This window comes from Mucilaginibacter auburnensis (genome assembly GCF_002797815.1).
Taxonomy (GTDB): Bacteria; Bacteroidota; Bacteroidia; order Sphingobacteriales; family Sphingobacteriaceae; genus Mucilaginibacter; species Mucilaginibacter auburnensis.
The window spans coordinates 1,446,238-1,463,220 of sequence record NZ_PGFJ01000001.1 but is presented as its reverse complement, the minus strand read 5'-3'; the positions used below and the strand labels follow the sequence as shown (position 1 = coordinate 1,463,220).

General features: G+C 40.0%; 13 protein-coding genes. 7 read left to right on the top strand and 6 right to left on the bottom strand.

Annotation, left to right across the window (positions count from 1 at the left end; all coding sequences use genetic code 11):
- Positions 1 to 88 precede the first annotated feature (88 nt).
- The 4 genes from CLV57_RS06505 to CLV57_RS06490 form a co-directional block, all read right to left on the bottom strand.
- Positions 89 to 1,705: a SusD/RagB family nutrient-binding outer membrane lipoprotein gene (locus CLV57_RS06505; RefSeq protein WP_100340503.1), complete on the bottom strand. Its 1,617-nt coding sequence runs from the start codon at positions 1,703 to 1,705 to the stop codon at positions 89 to 91.
- Between the two features lie 8 nt (positions 1,706 to 1,713).
- Positions 1,714 to 5,049 (bottom strand): SusC/RagA family TonB-linked outer membrane protein, encoded by a 3,336-nt coding sequence (locus CLV57_RS06500; RefSeq protein WP_100340502.1) that lies wholly within the window; start codon positions 5,047 to 5,049, stop codon positions 1,714 to 1,716.
- Positions 5,050 to 5,688: 639 nt separating this feature from the next.
- Positions 5,689 to 7,209: a gluconokinase gene (locus CLV57_RS06495; protein ID WP_100340501.1), complete on the bottom strand. Its 1,521-nt coding sequence runs from the start codon at positions 7,207 to 7,209 to the stop codon at positions 5,689 to 5,691.
- Position 7,210: 1 nt separating this feature from the next.
- Entirely contained in the window at positions 7,211 to 8,098 is an 888-nt protein-coding gene (locus CLV57_RS06490) for an AraC family transcriptional regulator (RefSeq protein ID WP_100340500.1), read from the bottom strand.
- A 279-nt stretch (positions 8,099 to 8,377) separates the two neighbouring features.
- Between CLV57_RS06490 and CLV57_RS06485 the strand changes: the two genes are divergently transcribed.
- The 4 genes from CLV57_RS06485 to CLV57_RS06470 all read left to right on the top strand — a co-directional run bounded on the left by CLV57_RS06485 (position 8,378) and on the right by CLV57_RS06470 (position 12,993).
- The gene (locus CLV57_RS06485; RefSeq protein WP_100340499.1) at positions 8,378 to 9,382 is read left to right on the top strand and encodes an RraA family protein; all 1,005 of its coding nucleotides are present in this window, start codon (positions 8,378 to 8,380) and stop codon (positions 9,380 to 9,382) included.
- 48 nt (positions 9,383 to 9,430) lie between these two features.
- Positions 9,431 to 10,717, top strand: a complete 1,287-nt coding sequence (locus CLV57_RS06480; RefSeq protein WP_100340498.1) for a mandelate racemase/muconate lactonizing enzyme family protein — start codon at positions 9,431 to 9,433, stop codon at positions 10,715 to 10,717.
- A 155-nt stretch (positions 10,718 to 10,872) separates the two neighbouring features.
- Positions 10,873 to 12,003, top strand: a complete 1,131-nt coding sequence (locus CLV57_RS06475; RefSeq protein WP_100340497.1) for a Gfo/Idh/MocA family protein — start codon at positions 10,873 to 10,875, stop codon at positions 12,001 to 12,003.
- An 84-nt stretch (positions 12,004 to 12,087) separates the two neighbouring features.
- Entirely contained in the window at positions 12,088 to 12,993 is a 906-nt protein-coding gene (locus tag CLV57_RS06470) for a hypothetical protein (RefSeq protein ID WP_100340496.1), read from the top strand.
- 117 nt (positions 12,994 to 13,110) lie between these two features.
- On the opposite strand, the gene CLV57_RS06465 is transcribed toward CLV57_RS06470, so the two are convergent.
- A complete protein-coding gene (locus CLV57_RS06465) occupies positions 13,111 to 14,160 on the bottom strand; it encodes a fatty acid desaturase (RefSeq protein WP_100340495.1) in 1,050 nt (349 codons plus the stop codon).
- Positions 14,161 to 14,534: 374 nt separating this feature from the next.
- Between CLV57_RS06465 and CLV57_RS06460 the strand changes: the two genes are divergently transcribed.
- A complete protein-coding gene (locus CLV57_RS06460) occupies positions 14,535 to 14,729 on the top strand; it encodes a cold-shock protein (RefSeq protein ID WP_100340494.1) in 195 nt (64 codons plus the stop codon).
- A gap of 83 nt (positions 14,730 to 14,812) precedes the next feature.
- Positions 14,813 to 15,256 (top strand): cold shock domain-containing protein, encoded by a 444-nt coding sequence (locus tag CLV57_RS06455; RefSeq protein WP_100340493.1) that lies wholly within the window; start codon positions 14,813 to 14,815, stop codon positions 15,254 to 15,256.
- Positions 15,257 to 15,486: 230 nt separating this feature from the next.
- On the opposite strand, the gene CLV57_RS06450 is transcribed toward CLV57_RS06455, so the two are convergent.
- On the bottom strand, positions 15,487 to 16,068 hold the full coding sequence (locus CLV57_RS06450; RefSeq protein ID WP_100340492.1) for a Crp/Fnr family transcriptional regulator: 582 nt from the start codon (positions 16,066 to 16,068) through the stop codon (positions 15,487 to 15,489).
- Positions 16,069 to 16,159: 91 nt separating this feature from the next.
- Between CLV57_RS06450 and CLV57_RS06445 the strand changes: the two genes are divergently transcribed.
- A complete protein-coding gene (locus CLV57_RS06445) occupies positions 16,160 to 16,891 on the top strand; it encodes a helix-turn-helix transcriptional regulator (RefSeq protein WP_157799082.1) in 732 nt (243 codons plus the stop codon).
- Positions 16,892 to 16,983 lie beyond the last annotated feature (92 nt).

Below are 16,983 nucleotides of genomic sequence, written 5' to 3'. Positions count from 1 at the left end.
TTGAATGATTTATTGAAAACCAACGCCCACTAATAACAAAAAAGCCCGGGCTAATGCCACGGGCTTTAAATTTACATGCTAGATATTTTTATTGTTTATCCCAGAATAAACGTTGAGTAACATCATCACCACCCATGCTGGCAACAGCTGCCTGGTAGCTTGCCTGATTAACCGAACGCTCAATAAGCGGATAAGGTACACGACGTGCAAAACCACCGGTTGAAGCAGGTAGCGGTGTACCCATTGGGTTTGGCGTTAATGCAGGGTAACCGCTTCTTCTGAAGTTTGCGAATGCCTCTGCCTGATTGCCTAAAGATGCTAACCAATATTGAGTATTGATTTTTTGAAGCTCATTACCACCAGTAAAGGCAACAGATGGCTGTGCAATATATGCGTTATAAGCATTTGCAGGTATAGCGGCAGCGTTAGGATAAAGCGGATACTCATCCATAGAAGCCCTTATACCATTGTTATAAAAGGTTTCAGCAGAACCGGTAACCCAGCCTCTGAATGCAGCTTCAGCCAATAATAATTGAGTTTGCGAATAAGTACAAACAAATATCGGCGCTGTATTGCTGCCAAAAACAAAGTAGTTTAACTGGCTGTATCTAAAACCTGCACCTTTTTGAGCATTTCCCTTAAAATCAGATTTGGTAAGTATTGTAGAGTTATTGTAACCAACAGGGAAACCAAACTGATTTGCCAACACTGTATCCTGAGGAATACCATTAATAACGTTGGGTTCATTGTAATAAGCCGCAATGTATTTACCCCTTGGATCATTTGTGCTTTTTAGCTGATTTACAAACGGCTCATACAAGTAATAGTAGTATGGATTTGTACCTCTTGGTCCACCATTTAGCGGGTTATTATCTGTGCTGTTAAATGGTACCATAACATTGTCAGCATTAGATGCAATTACACCGGCACCTGATAAAGCGTCTGCTATTATAGTTTGCGCTTTGTTAGCGTCTATTTTAGAATAACGCATGCCCATACGTAACAGTAAACTTCCAGCAAAGCGTTGCCATTTAGGTATTTGTACAGAGGCCTGTGTTGTAAGGTAACCGGTTCCAAAAAATATGTCAAATGGCACAGCATTAGTTGAATTAGTAGCAGTTGTACCAACTACTAAAGCGGCTCTTGCTTCTTTCAGTTCTTTATACAAATCTGTATAAATATCAGCTGCCTTATCATATTTAGGCGTAGTATTATTAGTTGCTGAATAAGCTTTATTAGCTTCGCTGTAAGGCACATCACCATAAGTGTCAACTAATATCATGTAATTCATTGCACGCAATATTCTGATCATTTGAATCAGATTATTCCTTTGTATTGGTTCCGCTTTAGCCAGGTCAAGTGCACGGTCTAACATCCTGATCGTACCCACCTGGCCCCCGCCGCTAAACATTTGGTTCCATCTTAAAACGTTGTAAGTATCAGCACCTCCTATTAAGTTGAACTGAAAACCTGAAGTTACACCGCCGTCAAAAACGTTAACAAATTGTTGCACAATGGTTGATTCAACTTCCCAGCTTCCGGTACTAACGTTACGCTGGGCTGTACTTAACAATATTGCCGGATCAATACTGGTTTGTTGATACGGACTCTGATTTTTTTCAACAAAACCCTTATCGCAACTACCAAACGCTAAAACCGCGGTAGCTGCAAATAAAAATTTTATACTATTCAATTTTTTCATCATGTTCAATTTTAGAATTTAACATTTAAGTTAAGGCCAAATGTGCGGGTTGTGGGTATGGTACTTTGCTCATAACCCAACCTTGAATCGCCTGTAGAGGCCATTGCCTCAGGATCAATATCCGGAACGTCTTTATGAAGTATTGCAACGTTACGTACAAACGCAGATACGCTTATTCCTTTTATGTATTTAACATTTTTAAGCATGTCACTAAAGTCATAGCTCACTGTAATATTTCTCAGCTTAACAAAATCACTTTTAAATACAAATGGGTCGGCAATCTGTAATGTACGGTAGTCTGCATAGAATGTTGAAGGAACAACACCAACAGCCCTGTCGGCATTGTTTGTGCCATTTGTTGGGCCGGGTGTGCCACCTGGACCACCAGTTGGATCATAAATTATACCAGGGAATTTCACACCACCTTCACGACCAACTAATGAGGCCTGAGTTAAACCTTGTCTTAAACCGTTAAGTGCCGTTGATGAAAACATTTTACCACCAAATTTATAATCGATATGCACCAACAAGCTTAATCGCTTGTAGCGGAATGTGTTATTCCAACCACCGGTCCATTTAGGGTCCGCCTGTCCAAAATTAACATCATATTTAGTTGCTAATAACGCACCGTCTTTTGTAACCAATATTTGTCCGGCAGCATTTCTCAGATAAGTAGGCGACTGTAATTGGTTCATAGCCATACCAACTACATAACTTAATTTACCTAAAAACTCGTTACCATTAGCATTGAAAGCGTTTACTACCTGAGTGGTTTGCCCATCGGCTAATTTTAAAACAAGGCTCTCGTTATAAGCCGCGTTCATTGATGTATTCCAGGTAAAATTGGCGGTTTTAATTGGTGTACCGTCAATTAACACCTCAATACCTTTATTACGCAAGTTACCAATGTTAACTGGCCTTGTGGTAAAGCCTGAAGCAGCAGAAAGAGGTGTGTTTAATATTTGATTTTGAGAGCTTTTATGATATACGGCAACGTCAAAATTTAAACGACTGTTTAAGGTTTTAACTTCTAAACCAATCTCTTTTTCAATTACGTCAAATGGCGTAACAAAAGGGTTTGGATAATTGGCGTTAAAGTTCCCCAAGGTGTAGCTATATCCGTTTGCAGTGAAAGGGTTAGCATTTAAGCTGTAACCAAGCTGACTCGAAAAATTGTTTATACCTCCGGCACTACCAGTACGTGCATAACTCGCTCTTAATTTACCGTAATTTAACCATTTTACATTTGGTAATAATTCCGAGAACACAAAGCTACCGCTTACTGATGGATAGTTAACTGAGTTTTTTGGGTTAGAAATTATGAATGATGGGGGCGTTAAAACAGAGAACCAGTCAACACGATCTGTAATGGTTAAGTATAAGAAGCTTTTATAACCAAAGTCTGCCACACCATAAAGTGAGTTTACCTGTTGTCTGTTAAAGTCGTAGTTTACGTTCTTTTGAACACCATTTTCAATTGAGTAAAGGTCTTTCACAATTAAACCGTTAGCAGTTGAAGCTCTAACACCACTACCACGATCGTCACGAATATTACCACCTAAAGTTAACTCAGCTGAAAAATCACCAAATCTTTGGTTATTGGTTCCCAACAAGAAATCGTAGTTCATGTTACGCTGCCAGTTGGTATTAACGTTATAGCTACCGCTGTAAGCAGGACCTGTACCATTCTGCAACAAGTTTGAGGCACCAACACCATGTGGCGTGTTGCCCTCATTTAAAGCACTGTTATAATCAAACGCTACCCTGCCTTGTAAGTATAAGAATTTAAAGAAATCATATCTTGCAGTAGTTGTTGATAGAAAACGATCTGCTTTCCTTACCAAAAACTGGCGAGGGTTTGAGTAGTACGGGTTAAGTAAAGTTGTTTGAAAACCTGATGTTTGAGCTTCGCTTAAAGTTGCAGGGTTAACCGCGCTGTCTCTAAACAACCTTAACGGAATTGCCGGGCTCATACGGTATAAGAAGTTAGGAGCACCTGCACCCTGAAAACCCACCTGAGGTGGATTATTATTTACCTCGTTAGTATAGTTAAGGTTAAAAGTAAGTGTTAATTTTTCAGTGATCTTACTGTTCAAACCAAGGTTAGCAATTTTCTTGTGGTAATCGTTGACAGGAGAGATTCCCTTTGCATCTTGATTTGAATAAGACAATCTGAAACTGGTGCTTGCGTTACCACCCGAAAGTGCTAAAGCATTGTTGAATGATGTACCCGTTCTGTAATATTCAGTAATACGATTTGGATTTGGAGAATATGTTCCGGTGCTGCCATCAAAGTAGGTAACCGGTGAACCATCATATTTAGCACCCCATGTTTGGGCACCGTATGTAACAGACTCGCCCTGACTGGCTGGCTTTCTTCCACTTAATTTTGTTGCATCCCAAACACCATTACCATAAATCATTTGATAACGGTTGTAATCCAATACCTGATCTGCAGCAAAATTTGAAGTAAACTCTACGCCAAATTTGGTATTCTTTGCTCCGCTTTTTGTAGTAATGATAATTGCTCCGTTAGCCGCTCTTGAACCATATAACGCAGCTGCAGTTGAACCTTTCAATACGGTGAATGATTCAATATCATCCTGGTTAATTTGTTGAAGCGCGTCACCGCGGTCTGTTGTATTATTTGGACCAACACTTTGTTCGCCCTGATCCATAGGCAAACCGTTTACTACAATCAACGGAGAGTTAGTTGCACCGTTAAATGCAGCCTGACCACGTAAGCGGATACGGGTACTTGAACCCGGACCAGCAGCTGGCGGAGAAATGTTCAAACCCGCAACTTTACCCTCTAAAGATGACATTACGTTAGTGGTACGGTTTTGTTGAATCTCTTCAACATTAGCTGTTGTTGCAGCATAACCCAGCTTCTTTGATTCGCGTTTTATACCTAAGGCTGTTACCACAACCTCTTCAAGGTTACTGCTTTTGTTTTGTAGCGTTACGTTAATTACCGTGCGCGCTCCTACAGTTTGGCTCTGTGTTTCGTAGCCTATATAAGTAAATACTAAAATTGAATTATTTCCTTCAACAGATATGCTGTAATTACCATCGGCATCGGTAACAACACCTTTGGTTGTTCCTTGTTCAGCTATGCTTACGCCTATCAGCGCCTCGCCTTTACTATCAACAACTTTACCGGTAACTGTCTTTGCCGGCACGGGTTTTACTAAAACGTTTGCGGCAGCAAGCTTGGCTAAAGGTCCAAGAGCCGCTGCATTACTGTTCGTGTTATTTTCTGCCTGCGCAGAAGACGCACATAAAAGTACTGCGAAAACACCGGTAACAATACTATTGTATGAAGGTGTTCCTCTTCTTTTTTTCATAATTTTGGATTAAAATCAATGACTATAATTTTTGATTGGTGCCTTTATCAAAATCTGACCATTTTGGTAGAGGCCTTTTTAGGTTTTGCGAGATCTCGCTACCATGATAGTTAACGTATTTCTTTATTCATATTTAATTGTTTTGGTTACTAATAATTGTTTATAACTAAATTTTAACTGAGCCAAACTTTACTACCACACCTAACCTGCGCAACAACAATAAATAACATTGCTGATACGAACTGATGCATAACCCCTATGCAACCAAAACCACCTAATTGCAGGTCCTTTGCCAATAAAATGAAAAAAAATAAGCGGTTTATAATTTTTAAATCTAACATTAAATCGTCCAATCAAAAAACAGCATCACAATTGTTACTATTTCCAACGGCGTTCTAGCAAATTAAAAAACCGGTTTATCGTTTATAATAGTTTTGTTACAAATAATGCCAATTTTGATAATTAAGTCTACTAAATAAACCCAGCGGTGAATTTTACACAAAAAAACACTAGCTATTTCGTTTTAGTTAACCATAGGATAAAAAATCGAATTATTTTATATTTATTTTTACTGTTTTATTATTGTTTTTTTTACAACAAGAGATGTAAAAAATTAGCAATATGGAAATTTCAAACACTTTATTTCAAATTTTGTAAATTGGAAATAGCATCAAATTCTCCTCCGATTTTTTCAATCAGGCTTTCAAACACTGTAAAATACTGCCTGTAAATGGCATGATCGTTAGCATTTGGCAAAAAGATCTGATGCATTTTTATTGTATTTGAAGCCTCGCGCAGATTTTTATACATTCCCATTTCGGTAGCGCTTAGTAAAAACGCCCCCGCACCAATGGTGTCGCCATGACTCACCGTACTCACCGGCTTATTAAAAATATCTGCGATAATCTGCGTACAAAATGGTATAGATGCGAAGCTTCCATTAACCGAAAGACTATCAATTGCTCTGTGGTTCTCGAGCGTTTTTCCAATGCTGTACATTTCATATAAAATACCTTCAATAGTGGCTCTGATAAAGTGCTTACGCTCATGCCTTATATTTATACCGAAATAACAGCCCTTTGCGTTAGCATTCCAGATTGGCGCACGTTCTCCTAATAAATACGGTAAAAACAACAACCCATCTGACCCAACCGTCACTTCTGCTGCCTCCCTTATAAGGTTACCCATGGAGTGGTCAATATCAAACGCCTTTTTAAAATCGCCAAAACGCTTGGTAAACCATTCAAAAATAACGCCGCCGCTATTAGTAGGCCCACCGCTTACAATATGCTCTTTGGTGAGCAGATAGTTAAATATCTGTTTATTATGATCTTTAATTATTTTATCTCCAATTACCCTAAATGCACCGCTATCTTCAATTGTTATGGTAGCCTTACCCTCTTCCCAAACACCCGCGCCTAATGTGGCAAGGCAGCCGTCGCTTGAGCCTATAATTATCTTTACATCCGGCTGTAGCCGCAATGCTTTTTGATACTCTTTTTTAAGTTTGGCTTCTGAGTAAAATACAGGCACCAGTTGTGGCAGCTTACCAGCGCTTATACCGGCAAACTCAAGCGCGGTATCATCCCATGTTAAGCTATGAATATTCATTAGCCCTGTTGCCGAGGCTATACTATAGTCTATTATGCACGAACCTGTGAGTTGTTGCAGAATGTAACTTTTAACCGGCAAATATTTGCTTGTTTTTTTAAAACGATCAGGATCATTGTTTCTAAGCCAGGCAATTTTTACCATTGACGACATTGGGTGTATTGGGGTACCTGTAGCTTCGTATATGGTACGGCCTAATTCTGACTCTTTTAATTCTACAGCTGTTTCCTTCCCACGGTTATCAGCCCATGTTATCACATTACCCAAGGGAACGCCATCCTTATCAACCGTAAGCAAGCTGTGCATCGATCCGCTAAAACAAATACAACCTACCACACACTTCTGCGGGTAAAGCGTATCATTCAGCAAATTCTTCAGTACATAAAGCATGGTAATAAACACCTGCTCGGGATCTTGCTCACTATTATCCGGCCCCTCATGAAACGTTGGATAATGTCCTTTTGCAAAACCAATAATATTGCCCATCAGATCAAACGCGAATATGCGCACCGCGTTGGTTCCTAATTCAATGGCTACTATACTGTTCATTTTATTGCTGCTGATTAAAGGTGAGGTTATTTTTTCTGAACTCGCTTGGGGTGTATCCTGTAAGCTTTTTAAACGTAGTTGAAAAGTGCTGCGATGAGTAGAAGCCAATAGCTAATGCTATATCAGTAACATTCACCTCCCCACGCTTTAAAAGCTTTATAGCTTCTGTAATACGCAGGTTTATAAGGTAGTTTAACGGCGAGAAACCGGAGTAGTTTTTTACCTTCTCGGTAAATGCAGTAGTGCCCATGCCAGCAAAAGCTGCCATTTCTTCCACCGTCCATTGGCGGGCCAGGTTTTGACGCAATGTTTGTTCAAGCCGTAAAAAAGTGGTTGGAAAATCCCTGCGAGAGTGGTTTTGCCTGATGAGTTGGCGGCATATTATAATAAATAAATGATCAAGCAATTGTGCAACACGGGTGCTAAAGCCAACTTCGGCATGCTGAAGCTCGTGTTTCAACTCAAAAAACAAGGGTTGCGCTTCTTTAATATTAAGTACAAGTAAATCTTTGTTTACTGATAAGATCTGCTCAAGCGAATGACGTTCCTTTTTAGTCAACTGGCTCCAGTCTCCTATTAATTGTTTGCGGCTATGCACATCAAGCCTAACCCACATTAATGAGCCAATGTTAAGAATGTTGTTTTTACCACCGAAGTTTTCACCGGGCAGTATCACTGCAATATCACCCGGATATAAAGTATGCTCGGTAGACCCAATTACCCAATTATGCTTGCCTTCTAAAACATAATAAATACCAATGCCATCCATTAACCCAACATTGAATGAGTTGAGTTGAATGGTTGTATTTTTTTTGTAGGCAAACTCTTTAATATGCGGAAAGTCAGCCAGTTCTTTTGATGTTTCCTGTTGTAGCAACAACTGATTCATTTAAGATCAAATATTTAAGCTTGATTAATTGGTTTATTGTAACAGGCTTGGCGGTAAATAATGCAAATTATGCAACGCCGAAGTTAGTGTTTTTGTGCAAAAATCAACACTGTTTACAAATGGTAGTTTATTTTTCTCTTACACTTATTGTCTATACGATCGTTTTGAGGGCAATTTATGATATTTCTTTTATCCTAAAATTTTTACGTTAACTATAAAAGCAGGTGTTAATTTATTATGTAGTTTAGAGGCCATAATTATTTAACCAATTATTAAATCATGAAGAAGACAAACCTTACAATAGTTGCGCTTGCGCTTTTGCTTAGTGCATCTGTTAAAGTTTCTGCCCAAACTGCGGCGCAGGCTCCTGCACAACCGCAAGTTAATCAGGCTGATAGAGATGAGTTAATTTTCCTTACCCCTGAGTGGAAAGGCGAACGCTTTCCTGACGGCCGTCCAAAAGTACCGGAGGATATCATTCAGCGTATGAAGTCGGTAAGTATTGAAGAAGCATGGGCTACGATGGGTGGTTCACGTTTCAACTACCAATTGGCTGAAGATTGGAATATTAAAATAAACCCAGATAGCGTATTGTGTGGCCGTGCACTTACCGTTACTTTCATGCCTTATCGCCCTGATATGTGGAAAGCAATTGATGAGCGTGGTAAAAAAGAAGGTCGCCGTGCACAAAACGTATGGGGCGTTGAACAATTGCAAAAAGGAGACGTTTATGTAGCCGACCAGTTTGGCTTGCACAAAAACGGACCAACCATTGGCGACCGTGTAGCAGCTGACATTTATAAAAGAACCGGTACTGGTATTGTTTACAATGGCGCAATCAGAGACCTTGAAGGGTTAAAAGAATTAGGTGGCTTTACATCATACGTTGACAGCTATTCACCAAGCTACCATAATCCGGGCAGTGACCAAAATACCATGATTATGGGTGTTAATAAACCAACCCGTATCCGTCAGGTAACTGTTATGCCAGGCGACGTTGTATTAGGTAAACAAGGTGTTGTTATTTTTATACCTCCACACTTAGCAGAGAAAGTAGTTAAAGCATCAGAAAGAACACGTTTAGAGGATATGTTCGCTCACATCCGTACGGCTGAAGGCAAATATACCGCCGGACAGATGGATGCCAACTGGCCTGCTCCTATCAGAGAAGACTATCTTGCATGGTTAAAAGCTGCTGTTAAAGACAAAAAAATAAAACTACCGGTAGCGAAAGCTCAAGTGGAAGAAATTATTGCTGCGGCCGATGTAGCTAACGTACACTAAACCATTAAACTAAAATATAAATCAATTAAAATCAAAAACTCAATAACCATGTCAACACAACAAAACAGGCGTTCATTTTTAACTAAAGCAGGAGTAAGTGCCGCGGCTTTAGCTTCAACGCCGTTGATAAAAACTTTCGGAAACGGTTTAGAAGATGCGAAAGAAAGAACCTCAATGATGTCGGCTCCTGCTGATTTAAGAGTAACTGCTGTTAAATGTGCTTATAACAGGTTTGGCGGAATGTTTGTTAAATTAGAAACAAATCAGGGCATAACAGGCTGGGGCGAATCAGTAGACGCCAGTGTCGGCAGCTACTATTTGTTAAAGCGTATGGCTGGCAGCGTAATGAGAGGAAACCCGCTAAAACCTAACGTAATTTTTGAGCAAGTACGTAAAGGCGGCGTTTTTGGCGGTGCACAGTCTGGTGCATTTGTTGCAACGTTAACAGCATTAGAATGCGCGCTGTGGGATTTAACCGGTAAAGCACTTGGCTTACCTATCCACCAGTTACTGGGTGGCAAATTCCGCGACAAAGTGCGTGTATATTGCGACACCGAGTTTTATTCGGGTGGTGGTAAAACCCCTGAAAACTTTGCTAAAGCTGCTCAAGACGTGCTTAACCGTGGTTATACAGCTTGTAAGTTTGACCTTGACGAGGCTAACGACCCAAACAAATTTGACCGTACTAACTGGACTGCCGGCTTAGGTGAAGTTGAAAGAATGGTTTCCTGCGTTGAAGCAGCCAGAAAACAAGTTGGCAATAAAATGGACATTGCTTGCGATATGCACGGTCGTTATGACGCCCCTACCGCTCGCCGTGTTGCTAAGGCATTAGAGCCTTATAACCTGATGTGGTTAGAAGAACCGATCCCTGCTGACAACGCTGAGGTTTACAAATCAATCAGTGCCGAAACTTCAACTCCAATTTGCTGTGGCGAGAACGTGTACTTAACTTACGGCTTTACCCGCTTACTGTCTGAGCATATGGTTGACATCATTATGCCCGATCTGCAAAAGTGTGGTGGTTTAGGCGAAGGGCAGCGCATTGCTTCTATGGCTAACGCGTACTACACGCCATTCTCTCCGCACATGGTAGGTACCATGGTTGGTGCTATGGCAACTGCACACGTTTGTGCCGCTGTGCCTAACTTCCAGATCATGGAGTGGCAAACAAAATCAGATACTGACGCTGCGTGGAAAGAGATGGTTATTTTTGACAAACCATTTGTTGAAAAAGGCTTCATGACCGTTTTAGACAAACCAGGTATTGGTGTTGACGTTAACGTTGAAGGTATGAAGAAATATGCTACCCCAGGCGTTCCTTTCTTTGAATAACAGATAATTAATTTAGCGTAAGCTGATAATTGCAGAGGCTAACCCATTTAAACCGGGTTAGCCTTTTTTATTTACTCATGCTAACAATTAAGATAGGTTTTCCGTTTTTAAAGCATAATGCGTAATATTGGTAAACCCAATTAACCTATAAATCAATGAATTCTCGCAGAAATTTTTTACAAAAGCTGGGCCTATCTGCTTTGGCTGTACAATTTAGCCCCGTAACAGGCTGGGCAAAAAACCAGGCACAGGTGAGTGACCAACCGTATGATGGCCCCGTTTTACGCGTTGCTATAATGGGCATTGGCACGTATGGCAACATTGTTGCCCGTGCGCTGCAAGCCAGTACAAAAGCTAAACTGGTGGGTGTTATAAGCGGATCGCCCGAGAAAGTGAAGGATTGGCAAAGCAAATATGGCATTCCGGACAAAAATGTATATAACTACAGCAATTTTGAGAACATAAAAAACAACCCGGATATAGATGCTATATACGTTATAGTACCTAACTTTTTGCATAAGCCTTATGCTTTACGCGCTGCTACAACCGGTAAGCATGTTATTTGCGAGAAGCCACTTGGCCGCAATGCAAAAGAGAGTCAGGATATAGTTGATGGCTGCAAAAAAGCAGGTGTTAAACTGCTGGTGGGCTACCGCATGCACTTTGAACCGAAAAACCTGGAGATCATATCCATGCGTAATGCCGGCGATTTTGGCAAAATAAAGTACTTTACAGGTAATGGTGGCTTCCGCATTGGCGACCCAACCCAATGGCGCCTTGACCGCGAAAAAGCAGGAGGTGGCTCGATGATGGATATTGGCATTTACGCTGTGAACGGTGCACGTTACATGGTTGGCGAGGACCCGATATGGGTTACCGCACAAGAGTTACCTAAAAGTGATACTACCAAGTTCAAAGAAGGCGTTGACGAAACCATTACCTTCCAGATGGGTTTCCCGAGTGGCGCGGTTGCGCAGTGCCTTTCAACCTACGGAATGAACTATGTTGACCGCTTTTTATTAATTGGCGAACGGGGATGGGCTGAACTTAACCCGGCCAATGGTTATGGGCCATTAAAGGGCCGCACAAATAAAGGCGAATTGAAAGCAGTATCGCCGCCTATGCAGCAAACCGTACAAATGGATGAGATGGCAGGCATATTATTGGAAGGCAAAACACCTGTTGTAGCAGTAGATGGTGAGGAAGCCATAAAAGACTCAAAAATTATTGACGCTGTTTACGAAGCTGTAAAAACGGGTAAGAAAGTGCTGTTAAAATTGAGCTAATAGAAATATTTTTGTTAAACAGCGATGGGTTAAAACCTGTCGCTGTTTATGTTACTACGCTACAACTACCTATAACCATTACACATGTTAATCAAATCAATAAAAATAACTCCTGCTATTTTATTTTCCTTTTCGCTTTTATTCAGCTATGGCTCGTTGAAAGCGCAAAAGCTGCCTAACAAACAAACTGTTGGAATAAAAACGCCTGCCAATATTAAAGTTGACGGCAAAGCAACGGAATGGAGTGACCAATATCAGGCCTATAATAATGCTACTGAGGTTTATTACACTATAGCTAATACTGACAGTGTAATTACCCTTGTGGTACATGCCACAAAACCGCAGGTGATTCAAAAAGTACTTGAAAACGGAATAACCTTCAGCATCCTTAAAAACAAAACGACTGAAAATTCTAATAACGTTAAAATACTGTTTCCGTCAATAAGATTTGACGACTGTTGGAAAATAATGAACGGCGTAGGCTTACCCATATCCGGCTTTAGAAAAATGCCCGGAGCTCCAACACATGCTGCGTTCAGTCCTGATTCAATATTGGCATCGCAAAAAGAATATTCACTTGAAGGCGCTAACAAACAGTTAACATCAATTTTAAAAGATATAAGATTTATAGGCATCGAAACCATTAAAGATACCGTAGCAGGCATAACCCCTAAATCACCTTACTACCGTAACTTTGCTTTGCGCTATGAAGGATATAAATACATATCCATATATAATGAGGATAATATACAGGCAGCAATACAGTTTGACGATAAAAAAGAGTTGACCTATGAGTTGTCTTTCCCTACAAGGTACATTAAAAACAACATTGCCAATGCAGCTTTCAATTATGATATTACCGTAAATGCGCGTGATGGAAGCCGGCCGGGGGTTGTGGTATTCTATGAGCCGCCACCCAACCGAGGAATGGCGTTCCCGGAGCTGTTTAATGCAACAAATCTTGAAGGCGAATATACGTTGGCTAAATAATACGCACCGTTTATCACCATGTGGTAAATGTTATAGTTATTAATTAACGAATAAGCGATGGTTGTTTGTCACCTCCATCGCTTCTTTGCCTTCAATCAGGTTCTATTCAAACCAGGTTTATTTGTTTGCTACAGCGGCAGCAACAGTAACCGGAGTAAGTTTTAAGTATTTAGCCTTAAACGCTGCCTTATCATCCCGATAGCTTACCACAGCCCCTAAACGATACATAAAAGATATATAAAGCCACGCCATATCAAGCTGATACGACTTAAAACCACTTCTGGCACTTTTAGGATAAAGGTGATGGTTATTGTGCCATTCTCCTGCTACCAAACCTGGCCATAACTGATTAATAGACTTATCCTTTTTGTTATAATCCACACCGTCTCGTTGTTTATCTTCTCCATGCCCGTGCCCGTCATAGTTAAATGTACGTACACCAACGCCCCATATGCCGGCTGCGGCAAAAAGCGAACAGGCCAAGCCATGGCCACCTATTAAATAAAATGCGCAATACCAGAATGCCCAGTTTATAATCCAACTCAATACCGCGTTAAATGGTTTTACGTATGAGCCCCAATATTGATACTGTTTAAAACTATTGCCTTTTACGCCGGTATGGGCCATCAGGCGTTCAACTCGCTTATAGTCCATTTCGGCTAAATCTTTAGCAATAGGCTGGTGATTAACATCCGCTAAAAAACAATACCAAAAGCCACCTTCGGCATTATAAGGATCGCCGGGCTGATCAGATTTTGCATGATGAACATGATGCGATATCACATAAATTTCTTCAGGAATGATATTAAGCGTTAAATTTTGCGTTATAAAGCGCCAAAATCTGTTACGAAAACGGTAAGCGCCATGTGTACAATATCTATGGTGCCAAATAGTGCCGTGCGTGCCCATAACAATCATTCCATAAACAAAAACAGCGGCAACGTTGCCTATACTTAAAAACTTAAATGCAAAAAGCAGCACAAAGGGCACAAGGCAAAGTATTTTAAGCCAGCTAAAAAACGGCAGCCAGTTCTTTCGGTTATTAAATACGTTAAGTCGGGTAAAAAATTCAGTCAATATAGCCTTAAAACCAGGACGTACAAATTTGCCGTCCATGTCTTTCCAGCCGTATGCAGGCGGCTGCAAAACCTTATCTAAAAATGCCATAATTATTCAGTAACAAGTTTAGATGGACACGTAATAAGGAACTTTTTTGTAAAACCACTTTCAGCGGCTTCATTTTTAAGGTCAAAGAGAAAAAGGTCAATCTGCCTGATCTCTAATTTTGTTTTCGCCGTTCGGTCGGTGGATTGCTTATTAGTCATTATTTATAAAAGCTGATTCGGTTATAGTTAATTATCTTAAAAATTACCTGAATCAGTATATGGTAAAATTTAAACGCAATAAAATTTCCAGGCAGCTTTACGCAATGTACAAATTTTACACAAATTTTACAATTAAATTAGTTTTAAATTTTTTTACTTAAAGTAAAAATATATGGATATTTATTGTTAACTTGCAACTCATTTAAAAATAAGATAATGCAAAAAGAAGGAACAGTGAAATTTTTTAACGAAACCAAAGGTTTTGGATTTATTTCACAAAATGATACAAGAACTGACGTTTTTGTACATTCAACAGGCCTTATTGACCAGATCCGTGAAAACGACCAAGTTCGTTTTGATGTTGAAAATGGCAAAAAAGGGCTTAACGCAGTAAACGTACAAGTAATTTAATTATCACTATACTTACTCCAAACACCTGTTCTATTGGGACAGGTGTTTTTGTTTTTAAAATATACGTCCACCAAATACAATTTATGGCCAGATCCAACGAAACATTCAGTAAAAAAGAAAAAGAGAAAAAGAAAGCAAAGAAGCAATTAGACAAGAAAGAAAAGGCTGCCGAACGAAAAGCCAATGCTGTAAAAGGCGGCGACTTAAGTGACATGATGGCTTATGTTGACCAGGATGGTAACATTACCTCAACTCCGCAAACGCTGCAAAAAAGCGTTGTATCTGCAGATGAGATACGAATAGCGACACCTAAACAGGTAAACATACCTGGCGAACAACCGACCGGAGTTATAAGTTTCTATAATACAGATAAAGGCTACGGTTTTATTCGCGATAACCAAACACGCGAAAATATATTCTTCCACGTTAATAACCTTCAATTCCAGGCTAAAGAAAATGATAAAGTGAAATACTTTACAGAAAAAGGCCCTAAAGGTTTAAGTGCCACTAAAATTGAAAAAGCTTAAAGTGTGCTCCTCTCATCCGTTATAGAGAGTCCTCGAATTATACGAGTGCCTGATGGTAAGGATATCTTGAGGAGACATGACTATCAAAATAGCATTAAACAAAAATAGCGATGGGGTAAGCCATCGCTATTTTTGTTTATGTACTTAATAATAAGTGGTTTTTATATTTCATCAAATATCAGAACATGTAGTGGATGAGAAAAATGACATAAAATTGGGCTTAATAATCATTATCCTCTCAACATTTTCCCCATCATCCTGCTAAAAAACTCAGGCGTAACGCCTATGTAAGATGCAATATCTTTTTTTGGAACTGAGTTAATAAGAGAGGGATAGCGCTTGCAAAAATTAGTATAACGCTCTTCGGCGGGTAAACTTAGATTATCAATTAATCTTTGCTGGTGGGCAACCAACGAATTTTCGGTAATGATCCTGAAGAAGCGTTCAAATTTAGGCACTTCCTGAAATAACAATTCCTGTTTAACTTTTGATAACAGCAAAACTTCGGCAGGTTCTGGCGCTTCAATATACAGCGTGCCGGGGCGTTGACTTATCAGGCTATACATATCTGCTATCCACCAGCCAACAGGCGCAAAGTTCATTACATGCTCCTGCCCGTTTTCGTCTATGGTATACCCACGCAGACAACCGCTGATAACAAAAGCAGAATACTTACAAATTTCGCCTTCCTTTAATAAAAATTGCTTCCTGTTAAGTTGTTTAGGGTGTAGCAAACTAATAAAGTACGCTGTTTCATCATCAGTTAAATGGATGTGTTTGCCTATACTTTTTAAAATAATATCTGTTAACATGTTAGGCCAATATAGTAAAATACAGCATACCAGGTTTAAGGTACACCACTTCAATTATACCTTTATTTACATTTTTGCTATTTTTAATCTTGTGAGATTTGACGTATTCTTTCCCTCTCCTCAATTAATGCCTTACGTAAAGCACATTATCATATCAGAGAATGAGCAAGCATCGCAATACAGGGTATTACCCGATACAGCCTTGGTTATCGGTTTCCAGTATCGCGGAGCGTTGTCTTACACAGATGGCACGTTGCAACATAAACTGTCCGACGCAGGCATTACAGGTCTAAGGGACAGCTCCCGCACTTTTCTAAATACCCCCAATATAGGCACAGTGCTTGTTGTGTTACGAGAGAATGGTGCAGCGCGTTTGCTTAAACAAAATTTGCACGAGCTTTTTGGAGAAAGTGTATCAGTAGAACACTTTTTTAGCAACAGCGAGTTTAATCAATTTAAAGAACAATTGGTTGATGCTAAAGATGATGCTACCAGGATCTCTCTAACCGAGACATTCCTCATTAGTCAGCTATCACATAAACCGGCAGATCAGATGGTTAATGCTGCGCTTCAGCACATCCACCAAACGGGCGGCACCATACGCATTAGTGAGCTTGCAAAGTTGCTAAATACCAGTGCGAGCCCGCTGGAAAAACGCTTCCGGCAAGAGGTTGGCGCATCACCCAAAAAGTTTGCTACTATTGTTAGAGCGCGCAACGTACTAACCGCTATGGAACATGGCAACGAGCGCTATGCGGAATACCTATCTGCTTTTTACGACCAGGCGCACTTTATTAAAGCTTTCAAAAATTTACCGATGTAACACCCGAGCAATATTTAAAAAGTCTTAAATAAACGGATTTTTACAATTGCCTAAACTACTCCTGCACGAACTTTGAACTATAAATAACTAAG

Bases quoted from the DNA above. Each gene is read 5' to 3' on its own strand.
- CLV57_RS06505 (WP_100340503.1), bottom strand. From the start codon at position 1,705: ATGATGAAAAAATTGAATAGTATAAAATTTTTATTTGCAGCTACCGCG.
- CLV57_RS06500 (WP_100340502.1), bottom strand. From the start codon at position 5,049: ATGAAAAAAAGAAGAGGAACACCTTCATACAATAGTATTGTTACCGGT.
- CLV57_RS06495 (WP_100340501.1), bottom strand. From the start codon at position 7,209: ATGAACAGTATAGTAGCCATTGAATTAGGAACCAACGCGGTGCGCATA.
- CLV57_RS06490 (WP_100340500.1), bottom strand. From the start codon at position 8,098: ATGAATCAGTTGTTGCTACAACAGGAAACATCAAAAGAACTGGCTGAC.
- CLV57_RS06485 (WP_100340499.1), top strand. From the start codon at position 8,378: ATGAAGAAGACAAACCTTACAATAGTTGCGCTTGCGCTTTTGCTTAGT.
- CLV57_RS06480 (WP_100340498.1), top strand. From the start codon at position 9,431: ATGTCAACACAACAAAACAGGCGTTCATTTTTAACTAAAGCAGGAGTA.
- CLV57_RS06475 (WP_100340497.1), top strand. From the start codon at position 10,873: ATGAATTCTCGCAGAAATTTTTTACAAAAGCTGGGCCTATCTGCTTTG.
- CLV57_RS06470 (WP_100340496.1), top strand. From the start codon at position 12,088: ATGTTAATCAAATCAATAAAAATAACTCCTGCTATTTTATTTTCCTTT.
- CLV57_RS06465 (WP_100340495.1), bottom strand. From the start codon at position 14,160: ATGGCATTTTTAGATAAGGTTTTGCAGCCGCCTGCATACGGCTGGAAA.
- CLV57_RS06460 (WP_100340494.1), top strand. From the start codon at position 14,535: ATGCAAAAAGAAGGAACAGTGAAATTTTTTAACGAAACCAAAGGTTTT.
- CLV57_RS06455 (WP_100340493.1), top strand. From the start codon at position 14,813: ATGGCCAGATCCAACGAAACATTCAGTAAAAAAGAAAAAGAGAAAAAG.
- CLV57_RS06450 (WP_100340492.1), bottom strand. From the start codon at position 16,068: ATGTTAACAGATATTATTTTAAAAAGTATAGGCAAACACATCCATTTA.